The organism is Pseudomonas baetica (assembly GCF_019733355.1).
Taxonomy (GTDB): Bacteria; Pseudomonadota; Gammaproteobacteria; order Pseudomonadales; family Pseudomonadaceae; genus Aquipseudomonas; species Aquipseudomonas baetica_A.
In genome coordinates this window covers 75398-89586 of sequence record NZ_JAIHLQ010000015.1, presented here as the reverse complement: position 1 = coordinate 89586, position 14189 = coordinate 75398, and the positions used below count along the sequence as shown (strand labels likewise).

10 protein-coding genes and 1 riboswitch are annotated in these 14189 nt (G+C 59.9%); of the genes, 6 read left to right on the top strand and 4 right to left on the bottom strand.

Annotated features, from left to right (window positions below; translation table 11 throughout):
* Positions 1 to 67: 67 nt before the first annotated feature.
* The 3 genes from K5E40_RS15415 to K5E40_RS15405 all read right to left on the bottom strand — a co-directional run bounded on the left by K5E40_RS15415 (position 68) and on the right by K5E40_RS15405 (position 2900).
* The gene (locus K5E40_RS15415) at positions 68 to 652 is read right to left on the bottom strand and encodes a TMEM165/GDT1 family protein (protein WP_221731535.1); all 585 of its coding nucleotides are present in this window, start codon (positions 650 to 652) and stop codon (positions 68 to 70) included.
* Between the two features lie 88 nt (positions 653 to 740).
* Positions 741 to 863: riboswitch (yybP-ykoY riboswitch) on the bottom strand.
* Between the two features lie 40 nt (positions 864 to 903).
* Positions 904 to 1902 (bottom strand): class I SAM-dependent methyltransferase, encoded by a 999-nt coding sequence (locus K5E40_RS15410; RefSeq protein ID WP_221731534.1) that lies wholly within the window; start codon positions 1900 to 1902, stop codon positions 904 to 906.
* 32 nt (positions 1903 to 1934) lie between these two features.
* On the bottom strand, positions 1935 to 2900 hold the full coding sequence (locus tag K5E40_RS15405; RefSeq protein ID WP_221731533.1) for a 2-hydroxyacid dehydrogenase: 966 nt from the start codon (positions 2898 to 2900) through the stop codon (positions 1935 to 1937).
* A 91-nt stretch (positions 2901 to 2991) separates the two neighbouring features.
* On the opposite strand from K5E40_RS15405, the gene K5E40_RS15400 reads away from it, so the two are divergent.
* Positions 2992 to 3621, top strand: a complete 630-nt coding sequence (locus K5E40_RS15400; RefSeq protein WP_221731532.1) for a LysE family translocator — start codon at positions 2992 to 2994, stop codon at positions 3619 to 3621.
* Between the two features lie 117 nt (positions 3622 to 3738).
* Here K5E40_RS15400 and K5E40_RS15395 read toward each other — a convergent pair whose 3' ends face one another.
* On the bottom strand, positions 3739 to 4503 hold the full coding sequence (locus K5E40_RS15395; protein ID WP_221731602.1) for a helix-turn-helix domain-containing protein: 765 nt from the start codon (positions 4501 to 4503) through the stop codon (positions 3739 to 3741).
* A gap of 85 nt (positions 4504 to 4588) precedes the next feature.
* On the opposite strand from K5E40_RS15395, the gene K5E40_RS15390 reads away from it, so the two are divergent.
* From K5E40_RS15390 to K5E40_RS15370, 5 genes are all read left to right on the top strand, one after another.
* Positions 4589 to 5773: an MFS transporter gene (locus K5E40_RS15390; protein WP_221731531.1), complete on the top strand. Its 1185-nt coding sequence runs from the start codon at positions 4589 to 4591 to the stop codon at positions 5771 to 5773.
* A gap of 145 nt (positions 5774 to 5918) precedes the next feature.
* Complete coding sequence (locus K5E40_RS15385; protein ID WP_221731530.1) at positions 5919 to 7601, top strand: fatty acid--CoA ligase; 1683 nt, start codon at positions 5919 to 5921, stop codon at positions 7599 to 7601.
* A gap of 337 nt (positions 7602 to 7938) precedes the next feature.
* On the top strand, positions 7939 to 9828 hold the full coding sequence (locus K5E40_RS15380) for a DUF1302 domain-containing protein (protein WP_221731529.1): 1890 nt from the start codon (positions 7939 to 7941) through the stop codon (positions 9826 to 9828).
* A gap of 27 nt (positions 9829 to 9855) precedes the next feature.
* A complete protein-coding gene (locus K5E40_RS15375; protein WP_221731528.1) occupies positions 9856 to 11220 on the top strand; it encodes a DUF1329 domain-containing protein in 1365 nt (454 codons plus the stop codon).
* Positions 11221 to 11395: 175 nt separating this feature from the next.
* A complete protein-coding gene (locus K5E40_RS15370; protein WP_221731527.1) occupies positions 11396 to 14131 on the top strand; it encodes a LuxR C-terminal-related transcriptional regulator in 2736 nt (911 codons plus the stop codon).
* The last annotated feature ends 58 nt before the right edge of the window (positions 14132 to 14189 follow it).

The window sequence follows — 14189 nt, the reverse complement described above, 5'->3', positions numbered from 1 at the left end:
AATGCATTCCATGGTGGGAGCGGGCTTGTTCGCGAAGAACGATGACAGGGTCTATTGACTTACGTCGTCAAACCCAGCCACTGCTCTGCATCGCCTTGTACACCGCAACGACTGCCAAAATCAGGAATGCCGAAGCCGCCAAGCGACGGATCAATGTCAGTGGCAGTTTCTCCGCCGCAAAATTACCCGCCAATACCACCGGAACGTTGGCAATCAACATGCCCAGGGTGGTGCCGATAATCACCAGCCACAATTCCGGATATTGCGCAGCCAGCATCACCGTGGCGATTTGGGTCTTGTCACCGATTTCCGCCAGGAAGAACGCGATCAGCGTGGTCAGGAAGGGCCCGAATTTGCGTGCCGTGCTCGCTTCATCGTCGTCCATCTTGTCTGGGACCAGCGTCCACAACGCCGTGGCTGTGAAGCTGGCGGCAAGGATCCAGTGCAGTACAGAATCGGAGAAGAAGCTGCCGAACCAGGCGCCGACCGCACCGGCTGCTGCGTGGTTGGCCAGCGTTGCGGCGACAATACCGGCAATGATCGGCCAGGGTTTGCGGAAGCGAGCGGCGAGAATCAGCGCGAGCAGTTGCGTCTTGTCGCCGATTTCGGCCAAGGCAACGATTGCGGTGGGAACGAGTAACGAGTCCAGCATCAGGATTTCCTAAGGGGCGGGTCGACACGGCTATGACACGTACAGCCTTCCCGCCCCGGGTAAGGTGTGCGTGTCATAGGTCTTGTCAAACCCTGCTATCCGTCTGGTGCGGACGCTTGGGTCGCATACGCCATGATCTGAGGATCAAGTATGTTGACGTATGCCGGACGAGCTTGGCGCTCGTGGGAGACTACTCCCCTAGGACGGAGCGGATTCTGCCTAGGCAAATCCGATAGAGCAAGCACAAATTTCTAGCCACGCTTGGCCCGGTAAATCCGGAAACCGTTGCCTTCGGCCTTGATCGCGCACACGCCCAGATGCTCTTCGATCAGTGGCTGATACTTCAGGAAGCTGTTCGCCACCAAGCGCAGTTCGCCGCCGTTTTTCAGATGTTTGGCCGCTTTTCGCAGCAAGTTCTCGGTGGCGAAATAATCGGTGTGCACGCCAACGTGGAACGGCGGGTTGCTCAGAATCGCGCTCAAACCCATTGGTGCCGCATCGATTCCGTCACCGGTCAGCACCTCGCCTTCCAGGCCGTTGGCCGCCAAGGTCAGACGACTGCTGGCCGCAGCAAACGCATCGACGTCCAGCAACGTGACCTGGTTGTGCGGGTAACGACGTTTGACCGCTGCTCCCAACACCCCCGCGCCACAACCGAAGTCGAGCAGATGACCGCTCGGCAGTTTGTCCAGATGTTCCAGCAGCAGGGCACTGCCGCGATCCAGTCGGCCGTGGCTGAACACGCCCGGCAGGCTGATGACTTTCAACGGGCCTTCAGCCAGTGGCAATTCGTAAGTCTGCGCCAGGCTTTCCAGCGATTTCGCTTCAGGCGCGTTGGCCACGGTCACTTGCCACAGTTGGCAGTGACGGGCGCTGTCGAGTTTGCGCGGCTTGCCGAACGGGTTGAGTTGCTTGGACGCACCCTCGATGCCGCTGCGTTTTTCCCCGACCAGAAACACCTCACGCCCCGGCAGACGTGCGGCCACAGCGTTGAGGATGTAATCGGTCAGGTCTTTGGATTTGGGCAGAAACACCACGGCGCTGTCGAATTCGCGCTCCGGGATATTCACGCCAAAGTGGCTGCGGCCTTCGAAACGAGCGTCGAGCGCGGCTTGATCGCCGGCGTGCCAGCACCAGCCAAACGCGTTGGGCAGACGTGCGAGCAAATCGTCGGCAGGCAAACCGGCCAGCAATAGCGAACCCTGGAATAACTCGGCCTGACGAAGCAGTACTTCACTGCGCGGATCCATAACTGCTCCTCAAAAAAAAGTGCCGCAGTTTATCAACTGACGACTCGCAGCGCCTTAGCGCTGAAAAACGCCTGAGCGTTTTCAGTCAATTGACCCACGATGCGCTGCCGGGCCTCGCGACTGCCCCAAGCGTTGTGCGGGGTGACGATCAGGCGCGGGATGTCGGCCGCCAGCAGGGGATTGCCTTGGGTTGGCGGCTCGACGCTGAGCACATCGGTAGCGGCGCCGCCGAGATGGCCATTGCGCAAGGCATCGGCCAAGGCCTGTTCGTCGATCAGTCCACCACGGGCTGTGTTGACCACGAACGCGCCGGGCTTCATCGACGCCAGTTCGCGGGCGCCGATGAAGTGGCGGGTGTGCTCGTTGAGCGGACAGTGCAGGGTGAGGGCATCGATTTGCGGCAGCAATTGATCCAGTGGCAGACGATCCGGCCGGGCCGGGCGGCCGGGAATCTGCCCAAGCAGCACGCGCATGCCGAACGCTTCGGCCAACCTGGCAACGGCACCGCCGAGTTCGCCATGCCCGAGCAGACCGAGGGTTTTGCCTTCCAGTTCGACAATCGGGTAGTCCAGCAGGCAGAACTGTTTTGCTTGCTGCCAGCGACCTTCGCCCACCGCTTGCTGGTAATCGGCCAAGCGCGTGGCGAGATTGAGCAGCAGCATGATCGTATGCTGCGCCACCGATGGCGTGCCGTAACCCTGGCAGTTGCACACGGTGATGCCACGAGCACGGGCGGCGGCCAGATCAACGTTGTTGGTGCCGGTGGCGGTGATCAGGATCAGTTTCAGATCCGGGCTGGCGGCCATCGCTGCGTCGTCGATCAGGATCTTGTTGGAGATGGCCACCGTGGCGCCTTGCAAGCGTTCGGCGACGTGTTCAGGCAGGGTCTGGGCGAACAGTTGCAAGTCGCTGAAGCAGGCGCGCAACGGGCTGAGGTCGAGATCGCCAAGATCCAGCGAAGGGTGATCGAGGAATACGGCGCGGCGCGGGTTCGTCATCAACTGTACCTTTTGTGCGTTGAACGGAAGGCGTAATCTGCCGAGCCTATCAGATGAAACAAAGCGTTACGCCTGGCCGAAAGGAGGCCCCATGTATTGGACCGAGTTCTTGACCGTTGCATTGATCCACCTGCTGGCCGTCGCCAGCCCCGGCCCGGACTTTGCCGTCGTCGTGCGTGAAAGCGTGACCCACGGTCGCCGCGCCGGTACATGGACGGCGCTGGGTGTGGGCACGGCGATTTTCCTGCACGTTGGCTATTCGTTGCTCGGTATCGGCCTGATCGTGTCGCAATCGATCGTGCTGTTCAACGCGTTGAAATGGGCGGCGGCGGCTTACTTGCTGTACATCGGCTTCAAGGCCTTGCGCGCGCAACCGGCGAAAACCGTCACCGATGATCTGCACAAAGAGGCCGGTGAGCGCACTGCGCGCGGCGCTTTCACTTCGGGCTTCGTGACTAACGGCCTGAACCCGAAAGCCACGCTGTTTTTCCTGTCGCTGTTCACCGTGGTGATCAACCCGCACACGCCGCTGTCGGTGCAGGCCGGTTACGGGGTTTACCTGGCGGTTGCGACTGCTGTGTGGTTCTGCCTCGTGGCGATGCTGTTCAGCCAGCAACGCGTGCGCGCCGGTTTCGCCCGCATGGGCCACTGGTTCGACCGCACCATGGGCGCGGTGCTGATCGCCATCGGCGTGAAACTGGCGTTCACCGAGATGCACTGATCTCAGAACCGCGACTTAAACCTGTGGGAGCGAGCCTGCTCGCGAAGGCGTTGGGTCAGTCGACATTATTGGTGGCTGAAAGACCGCTTTCGCGAGCAGGCTCGCTCCCACAGGGTCTTACACCAGTTCGCTGAGTTTGCTCAGATTATTGAGGTAGTCGCGGGGATTTTCCCCGAGCAAACGGCGAAACATCGCACTGAACGCCCGCGCGCTGCCATAGCCCAAATCCTGCGCCACACGCTGCACGCTGTCCCCGGCGAGCAGGCGGGGCAGAGCTTCCATCAGGCGCAGTTGCTGGCGCCAGGCGTTGAAACTCATCTTCAACTGTTGCTGAAACAGCCGCGCCAACGTGCGTGAGCTGGCGCCGACCTGCTGTGCCCAATCCTCCAGCGTATTGGCATGATCCGGGGTGTGCAGCAGCGCCAGACAAATATTTTGCAGGCGCCGGTCGGTGGGCATCGGAATGTGCAACGGCAGGTTTTCCAGACTGGCGAGTTCTTCGAGCATCAACTGCTGAATCAGCGGGTTGTCGGCGTGCGGCGGCCCTTGCACCGCGCGCAGGATCAGCTCGCGCAGCAGCGGTGTCACGGCCAAAACGCAGCACTTTTGCAGGCTGGCGGGCGACAGTGCAGGCGCGATGAACAGCGAGCGCATCTGCACGTCGCCGCTCATGAAAATCTCGTGCGCCACCTCGGGTGGAATCCACACCGCGCGACTCGGCGGAATCACCCACGCTCCCGATTCCGTGACCACGCGCATGATCCCGCGGACGGCATACAGCAGCTGCGCCTCTCGATGCATGTGCAGCGGCTGGTGCGCGCCATCCAGATAATCCCGTGGATAGGCACTCACCGGGCCATGTCCGAAGTGGCTGATCAACATGTCTGTTTCGATGACTTGCTTGGCAGGAATGCGCTTTATGGCCAACTTAGCATAAGCGCCACACAACAACGTAAAGCGTGCCGCCATGAATCAATCCAGAAACGTCATTCGCTATATCAACGCCGCGCATGTGATCGACCACATGTTCATGCTGATTTTTCCCGCCGCTGTGCTCGGCATGACTCAGGCGTTCGGTCTCGATTACGCCGCGCTGATCGGCCTGTCGCTGGGCGGTTTCATTGCCTTCGGCGCCTGTTCGCTACCCGCTGGTTGGCTGGGCGATCACTGGCGTCGGCGGCAGATGATGAGGGTGTTTTTCTTCGGCATCGGCGCTTCGGCGATTTTCACCGGCCTGAGCAGCAGTCCGACCATGCTGGTGATCGGTCTGACCCTGATCGGTATTTTTGCGGCGATTTATCACCCGGTCGGCACGGCGATGCTGGTGGCCTACGCACAAAACCGTGGCCGTGAAATCGGCATCAACGGCATGTGGGGCAATCTTGGCGTGGCGTTTTCGGCACTGATCACCGGGTTGCTGGTGGCGCAATTCGGTTGGCGCTCGGCGTTTCTGCTGCCGGGTGCAGTGGCGATTATTTTAGGTGTGGGTTTCGCTTTGCAGGTACGCGAAGAACCGATTCCGAAACGCCCGCACACGCCACTCAAAGGGGCCGCCGGCCAGCGCATTTCCATGGTTATGGTGTTCGGCGTTCTGGCATTGGCCACAGCCACCGGCGGCGTAGTGTTCAACGCCACCACCATGACTTATCCAAAACTGTTTCAGGAGCGTTTGCATGACCTGTTCGCTTCGCCGCAAACCCTCGGTGTGGTGGTCAGCCTGGCTTATGCCTTTGGCGCGGTCGCGCAGTTGAGCATCGGTCGAGTGCTGCACCGCATCAGTTTGAAATGGCCGTTCATTGTGTTGACGTTGTGCCAGGCGCCACTGTTGTTTGCGCTGGCCTATGCCGAGGGCTGGGCAGTGATCGCGCTGGGTGCGGCATTCATGTTCGTGGTGTTCGGTCAGGTAACAGTCAACGATGCGATGGTTGCCAACTTCGTTGCCCCACAGTGGCAATCGCGCGTCTTCGCCCTGCGTTACTGCTTATCGTTCGGTGCCAGTGCGACGGCGATTCCGCTGATTTCCTATGTCGAACCGCGTCATGGTTTCGTAGGCCTGTACTTGATTCTTGCGGGTTTCGGCGCTTTGACCTTCCTCGCAGCGGTGGTTTTCCCTCGGACGCCTTCTGAAGAGGCTGTAGGACAAACCGCCTGATCGATGGCGAAAACCGCAAATGCTGGCGCAAAGCTAGCATTTGTACGGCTGTGCAAATCATTCCTTCGGCTGATTTGGCTGGCGTATAAGGGTTCTAGAGTGCAAATCTCTACGCCAACACCGTGCAGTCAGAAAAGGGATTCTTATGTTGCAGACTCGCGTCATTCCCCCGGCCGATGGGGCCTACCAGTATCCATTGCTGATTAAACGGCTGCTGATGTCCGGCGCCCGTTACGAGAAAACCCGCGAGATCGTCTACCGAGACCAGTTGCGCTACAGCTATCCGACCCTGATCGAGCGTGTGGCGCGACTGGCCAACGTGCTGACGGCGGCGGGCGTCAAGGCCGGTGACACCGTGGCGGTGATGGACTGGGACAGCCATCGTTATCTGGAGTGCATGTTTGCCGTTCCGATGATCGGCGCGGTAATCCACACGATCAACGTGCGTCTGTCGCCGGAACAGATCCTTTACACCATGAACCATGCCGAGGACCGCTTTGTGCTGGTCAACAGCGAGTTCGTCGGGCTGTACCAAGCGATCGCGCCGCACCTGACCACGGTCGAGAAAACCCTGCTACTGACTGACCTGCCGGAGAAAACCGCCGGGCTGCCGAATCTGGTAGGCGAGTACGAACAACTGCTGGCCGCCGCGAGCCCGCAGTACGACTTCCAGGATTTCGACGAAAATTCGGTTGCCACCACGTTCTATACCACTGGCACCACCGGCAACCCGAAAGGCGTGTATTTCACCCATCGGCAACTGGTGCTGCACACCATGGGCGTGTCGACGATCATGGGCTCCATCGACAGCGTGCGCCTGCTTGGCACCAACGACGTGTACATGCCGATCACCCCGATGTTCCACGTACACGCCTGGGGCCTGCCGTATGTGGCGACCATGCTCGGGCTCAAACAGGTTTACCCGGGGCGTTACGATCCGGAGTTTCTGGTGGAGTTGTGGCGCAAGGAGAAGGTCACGTTCTCCCATTGCGTGCCGACCATCCTGCAAATGCTGCTCAACGCCAAAGGTGCGCAGGACACCGATTTCGGTGGCTGGAAAATCGTCATTGGCGGCAGCGCCCTCAACCGCACCTTGTATGAAACCGCCAAGGCGCGCGGCATTCAGCTCACGGCGGCGTACGGCATGTCGGAAACCGGGCCGCTGATTTCCTGCGCACACCTCAACGATGAGTTGATGGCCGGTACCGAGGATGAACGCACCACTTATCGGATCAAGGCCGGTGTCCCTGGACCGCTGGTGGAAGCCGCGATCATCGACGCCGAGGGCAATTTCCTCCCGGCCGACGGCGAGACGCAGGGTGAACTGGTGCTGCGCGCACCATGGCTGACCGAAGGCTATTTCAACGAGCCGCAGAAGGGCGCTGAGCTCTGGACCGGCGGCTGGCTGCACACCGGTGACGTGGCAACGCTCGACAGCATGGGCGTGATCGACATCCGTGACCGCATCAAGGACGTGATCAAGACCGGTGGCGAATGGATTTCCTCGCTGGACCTCGAAGACCTGATCAGCCGCCATGTCGCGGTACGCGAAGTAGCAGTGGTGGGCATCGCCGATCCGCAGTGGGGGGAGCGTCCGTTTGCCCTGCTGGTGATCCGTGAAGGGCACGAGATCGGGGCGCGTGAGCTCAAGGAACACCTCAAGCCATTTGTGGAACTGGGGCACCTGAGCAAGTGGGCGATTCCGAGCCAGATTGCCCTTGTTACCGAAATTCCCAAGACCAGCGTTGGCAAGCTCGACAAGAAGCGCATCCGCCTCGACATCACCGAATGGCAGGCCAACAACAGCACCTTCCTCTCGACACTTTGAGTGTCTGCCGGCGCGCCTAAACGGGCGCGCCAGGCCCACCAAGCAAGCGCTTGGCTTGTGAAATCGAAAAAATCAGCCATCCTTGCCGTGCCGACATTTGTCGGACTGGCAAAAGGACTGTTCCAGAGTGGCCGGCAGCTGCAAATCACACTTTAGAGGGATCAAGCTCTACAACCTGCTGGCTATAGTCCACTCAAGGATTTTTAAGAACGGGGCACACGCACAAAACGGGGCGATGCATCTTTGGAGTGATTTCGGTCAGCCTTTGGCAGCCGGTCCTTCAGGCGTTTTTAAAAGTACTCACTGCCATAACAATAATGCACATGGAGTAGCGTCGATGACCTCAGTAAACCAGTTCTGGCGCCGGGCAAAACTGCCTTTGGCGGTCAGTCTTGCCTCTTCGCTCGCCGGGCCCGCATTCGGCGTCAGTTTCAACGTCGGTGAAATCGAGGGCCAGTTCGACTCGTCCCTGTCGGTCGGTGCCAGTTGGTCTACTCAGCAGCCGAACAAGAACCTCATCGGCGTCAACAACGGCGGCCATGGCCTGTCGCAGACATCAGACGACGGTCACGCCAACTTCAAGAGCGGTGAGACTTTCTCGAAGATCTTCAAGGGTATCCATGATCTCGAACTGAAATACGGCGACACCGGCGTTTTCGTTCGTGGCAAATACTGGTACGACTTTGAACTCAAGGATGAAAGCCGCCAGTTCAAGGACATCAGCGACAACAACCGCAAGGAGGGTGCCAAATCCTCGGGCGGTCAGATCCTCGATGCTTTCGTCTACCACAACTACTCCATTGCCGATGAGCCAGGCTCCGTGCGTCTGGGCAAGCAGGTCGTAAGCTGGGGTGAAAGTACCTTCATCGGCGGCGGTATCAACTCGATCAACCCGATCGACGTGTCTGCCTTCCGTCGTCCGGGCGCCGAGATCAAGGAAGGCCTGATCCCGGTCAACATGTTCTACGTGTCCCAGAGCCTGACTGAAAACCTGTCGGCCGAAGCGTTCTATCAGTTGGAATGGGACCAGACCGTCGTCGACAACTGCGGCACCTTCTTCGCGCAGCCGGACATCATTGCCGACGGCTGCACCGACAACCTGCGGGTGCTGAACAAGCGCTCGCAGATCCCGGGGGTCGCCTTGGGGCCTTTGGCTGCCAACGGGGTCAATGTCAACGAAGAGGGCGTTCTGGTGCGCCGCGGCGCCGACCGCGATGCCCGTGACAGTGGTCAGTGGGGCGCTTCCTTCCGGTACATGTACGAGCCGCTGGACACCGAATTCGGTGCTTATTTCATGAACTACCACAGCCGTGCGCCGATCTTCAGCGCCACGGGCGCGCCACAATCGGTCTATAACGGCGTGGCGGCACTACCTGCGGCATTTCGTGCGCTGGGGCCGCTGTTGGTCGCGGGTAACTCGAAGTACTTTGTCGAATACCCTGAAGACATCCGTCTCTACGGCTTGAGTTTCTCCACCACCCTGCCTACTGGTACGGCGTGGAGCGGTGAAATCAGCTATCGCCCGAACGCACCGGTACAACTGAACTCCACCGACATCCTGTTCGCCGGTGTGCGTCCGCTGGGTGGCCCGTACAGCAATGCATCGCTGCTCGACGGCGTTCCAGGCCAGGATCTGCATGGTTACGAGCGCAAGGAAATCACCCAACTGCAAACCACCTTCACGCACTTCTTCGATCAGGTGATGGGCGCCAGCCGTCTGACCCTGGTGGGTGAGGTGGGTATGACTTACGTGGGCGGTCTGGAAAGCAAGTCCGACAAGCGTTATGGCCGTGATCCGGTCTACGGCCCGGGTGAACTGCCAGCCACCGGTGGCGTCGACACCTGCGCCAACATTCTCAACAACGGCACCATCAACGGTGCGGGGCCAGGCTCGCCGCAGAACAACCGCAGCCGCAATTGCACCAACGAAGGTTTCACCACTGCCGCGTCCTGGGGCTACCGCGGTCGCGCCATCTGGGAATACAACGATGTATTCGCTGGCGTGAACCTCAAGCCGAACGTGGCTTGGTCTCATGACGTCAGCGGCTACTCGCCAGGCCCTGGCGGCAACTTCGAGGAAGGTCGCAAAGCCGTCAGCCTGGGCGTCGATGCCGAGTACCAGAACACCTACACCGCGAGCCTGGCGTACACCAACTTCTTCGACGGCAAGTACACCACGGTGGATGACCGCGATTTCGTAGCGCTCAGCTTCGGCGTGAACTTCTAAGCACTGCATTTCAGGACGAACGAATTTATGAAAATAACAAAGAGTCTGTTCCATGCCAGCGTTCTGGGCCTGTCGCTGCTGGCGACCGGTGTCATGGCCGCGGTGCCTGCTGCCGAAGCCGACAAACTGGGCAAGAGCCTGACCCCGATGGGCGCCGAAATGGCCGGTAATGCCGACGGTTCGATTCCGGCCTGGAAACCGCTGCCGAAAAATGCAGGCACAGTCGACAGCAAGGGGTTCCTGTCTGACCCCTATGCAAGCGAAAAACCGCTGTTCACCATCACTGCGCAGAACGTGGATCAATACAAGGACAAGCTCGCCCCGGGGCAGTACGCGATGTTCAAGCGCTACCCGGATAGCTTCAAAATGCCGGTTTACCCGTCCCATCGCGGTGCTACCGTGCCGGATGACGTGTTTGCCGCGATCAAGAAAAACGCCACCAATACCAATCTGGTGTCCGGCGGCAACGGGCTGGAGAACTTCGAAACGGCCGTACCGTTCCCGATCCCGAAAAGCGGTGTGGAAGTCATCTGGAACCACATCACCCGCTATCGCGGCGGCAGCGTGACCCGTCTGGTGACCCAGGCGACGCCGCAACCGAATGGCTCGTTCAGCCTGGTGTACTTCCAGGACCAGTTCGTGTTCCGCGACAAGATGAAGGACTACGATCCGAAGAACCCGGGCAACATCCTGTTCTACTTCAAGCAGAAAGTGACCGCGCCGGCGCGTCTGGCCGGTGGCGTGCTGCTGGTGCACGAAACCCTTGACCAAGTGAAAGAGCCACGTTCGGCGTGGGTCTACAACGCCGGTCAGCGTCGTGTGCGTCGCGCGCCACAAGTGTCCTATGACGGTCCGGGTACTGCGGCGGATGGTCTGCGTACCTCCGACAACCTCGATATGTACAACGGTGCGCCGGATCGCTACGACTGGAAACTCGAAGGCAAGAAAGAGATGTACATCGCCTCCGACAGCTACAAGCTCGACGATCCGAAACTGAAATACACCGACATCATCAAGGCTGGCCATATCAACCAGGATCTGGCGCGTTACGAGTTGCGTCGCGTCTGGCACGTAGTGGCGACTCTCAAGGAAGGTCAGCGCCACATCTACGCCAAGCGTGACTTCTACATCGATGAAGACACCTGGCAAGCAGCCGTCATCGACCATTACGATGGTCGTGGCCAACTGTGGCGTGTAGCCGAGGCGCATGCCGAGAACTACTACGACAAGCAAGTGCCGTGGTACGCGCTGGAAACGCTCTACGACCTGCAATCCGGCCGCTATCTGGCGCTGGGCATGAAGAACGAAGAGAAACAGGCCTATGACTTCGGCTTCACCGCCACCACCAGCGACTTCACCCCTGCTGCTTTGCGCCAGGAAGGCGTTCGCTAAACCGTTGTAAAGCGAGGCCGCATCCTCGTGAAAACGCCCCGACTGGTTCGGGGCGTTTTTTTGTCTGTAGCTTTTTTGTAGCCATTTGTAGCAGCAACCTTCATAACCGGATCGTTTAAGGCTAGTCTGCGGACATCTGCAACGCCGCCAACTGCAATTCGAACAAGAGCCGGCCATGACTGATCTGTCCCCACTTCCGGGCCCCGCAAGCGTTGCTGTCGCGGCACTGGCCGGGCGTTTTTTTCGCCCGCCGTTGCCTGATGGCTACGTGTTGCGACCACGCCTTTGCGAGCGCCTGCAAGCCGGGCTCGGTGGACGGCTGTTGCTGGTCAGCGCTCCCGCCGGGTTCGGCAAAAGCTCGTTGGCGGTGGAGTTCTGTCAGAGCCTGCCTGCGCACTGGCAAAGTCTGTGGCTGGGTTTGAGCCCTCGCGACAGTGACCCTGGGCGGTTTCTCGAGCGCCTGCTCGAAGGCTTGCAGGACTATTTTCCGCAATTGGGCAGTCGCGCCCTCGGCCTGCTGAAAATGCGTCAACGCCATCAGCCCTTCGCCTTCGAAGAGTGGCTCGACGGTCTGCTCGATGAGCTGGCGTTGCACCTCGATCCGCTGAGCCCATTGTTGTTGGTGCTCGACGATTACCATCTCGCCCAAGGGCCGGTCCTGGACCGTTGCCTGCAGTTTTTCCTCAATCACCTGCCCGACGGCTTGCTGGTGATGGTCACCAGTCGGCAGCGCCCGGACTGGCATCTGGCGCGCTTGCGCCTGTCCCGGCAATTGCTTGAACTGCATGAGCAGGATCTGCGCCTGACCCACGACGAAGCCCTGACGTTACTTGATCGCCACAGCACTTCATTGCGCGGCGAAGCCTTGGAGAATCTGATCCTGCGCAGTGAAGGCTGGGTGGCGGGATTGCGTTTCTGGCTACTGGCGGTGTCCGAAGCCGGCGGCGATGCCGCTTTGCCTCAGGCACTGAACGGCGGGGAAGGGCTGATCCGCGACTATCTGCTCGAAGAAGTCATCGATTGTCTGCCCACCGAAGTGCAGGCGTTTCTCTACGACACTGCCCCGCAGGAACGCTTTTGCAGCGAACTCTGCGATGCGGTGCGTGAAGCCCATGACAGTGCCGAGATCCTGCGTTTCCTGCTGGCGCATCAGGTGTTTCTGGTGCCGCTGGATGAGCACGGGCATTGGTATCGCTATCACCATTTGTTTTCTGATCTGTTGCGCAGCCGGCCGATTGCCCAGGCGATGGTGCCGACCGCCACGCTGCACCTGCGTGCCTGTCGCTGGTTCAATGCCCAGGGCCTGCTCGACGAAGCGGTGGAACAGGCCTTGCGCGCCGGTCACCTCGATGTGGCGGCAAATCTGGTGCAGAACCTCTCCGAGGAGCAACTGCTTGCCGAGCAGAACGTCGGCATGCTGTTGCGCTGGAAAATGGACTTGCCCGACAGCCTGTTGATAAGCACTCCGCGGCTGATCGTTCTCTACAGTTGGGCGCTGGGTCTGGCCTGCCAGCTCGATGCCGCCGAGGAGTTGTCCAGCCATCTGAGCCGTTTTCTGCCAGCGCCTTCGGCCACTGCGCAAAAGTCGATGCTGGCGCAGTGGCTGGCCTTGAGCGGAATTATTGCCCGAGGGCGCGGCCATCGCGAATTGACCTTGCAGTATTGCAGCGAAGCGCTGGAAAGTTTGCCGGCCAAGCGTTATGGCCAGCGGTTGATGTGCTTGTCGACCCTATCCAATCTGGCCATAGCCGATGGCGATCTGTGGCGCGCCCGAGGGCTTAATCGCGAATCGCTGGAGTTGGCGCAGCGTGTCGGCAATCCCTTGTTCGAAGCGTTGGCGCATTACGACCGGGCCCGCGTTCTGCAGTCCCGGGGTGAAATTCTGCGTGCGCTCACGGAAGTGCATCTGGGTCTGGATCGTTTGCGAGGGTTGTCGCCGCAACGCTTGTACGCGGTGCGCGCACGGCTGACGCTGTACGAAGGTTTTCTGTTGGCGATGCGCTTGCAGCCACAAGCTGCCCGCACGCGATTATTGGCCGGTATTGGCGAGGCTCGCGCCTGTCGCGACATCAGCGTGCTGATTGGCCATTGCGTGATTGCCCGCTTGGACGGTGCTACCGGCGAGTTCGCCAAAGCCTTCGCGGAACTGGCCGAAGCCGAGCGGCTGATGCACATCTGGGACGTACCGCCAATCTACTATCTGGCGATGATCACGTTGGTCAAATGCGAGCTGTGGCTAACGCAGGGCCGCACTGATCTGGCCGAAGCCTGGCTGGCGCGACTGGGCCAGACCTACACCGGTGAGCGCGCCGCCGCACCGCCGGAGTTTCATCCACAGTTGCCCCTGCATGTCGAACTGCAACAGGCGCTTTTGGATGTGATTCAGGGACGACGGATGCTCGCCGAAGGGCGTCTGAATGTGTTGCATGAAAATGGTCAGCAAACAGGGCGACAGTTGCTCAGTGTAATGGCGTTGACGCAGAAGGTGGCTTTGCTACTGGGCGACGGGCGTGAGCCGGAAGCGCGGAAAACCTTGGCCTTGGCACTGGATGCAGCCGGCGGTGGGGTGTTGCAGCCGTTTGATGCCTTGGTGAAAGAGCATTCGGACTGGTTACGCGGGCAGTTGCTGTCGATTACGTCGACTGCTGTCTGCCTGCAATTGCTGGAACAGTTCCCGAAGCCACCAGCCCGTGCCGTCGCTGAGACTTCTGCGATAGAGCAGCTTAGTAGTCGGGAATTGTCGGTACTGCGTCTGATTGCACAAGGGTGTTCGAACCAGGAGATCAGCGAACAATTGTTCATATCACTGCACACGGTCAAAACCCACGCCAGCCATATCAACAGCAAGTTGGGAGTCGAACGCCGTACGCAGGCAGTGGCAAGGGCCAAAGCGTTGGGCGTCCTCAGCTAGGGCGTCGGACTTTTTTGCCTGTGATCTGAAATGCACAACGCCCGGCGCATGTCCGGGC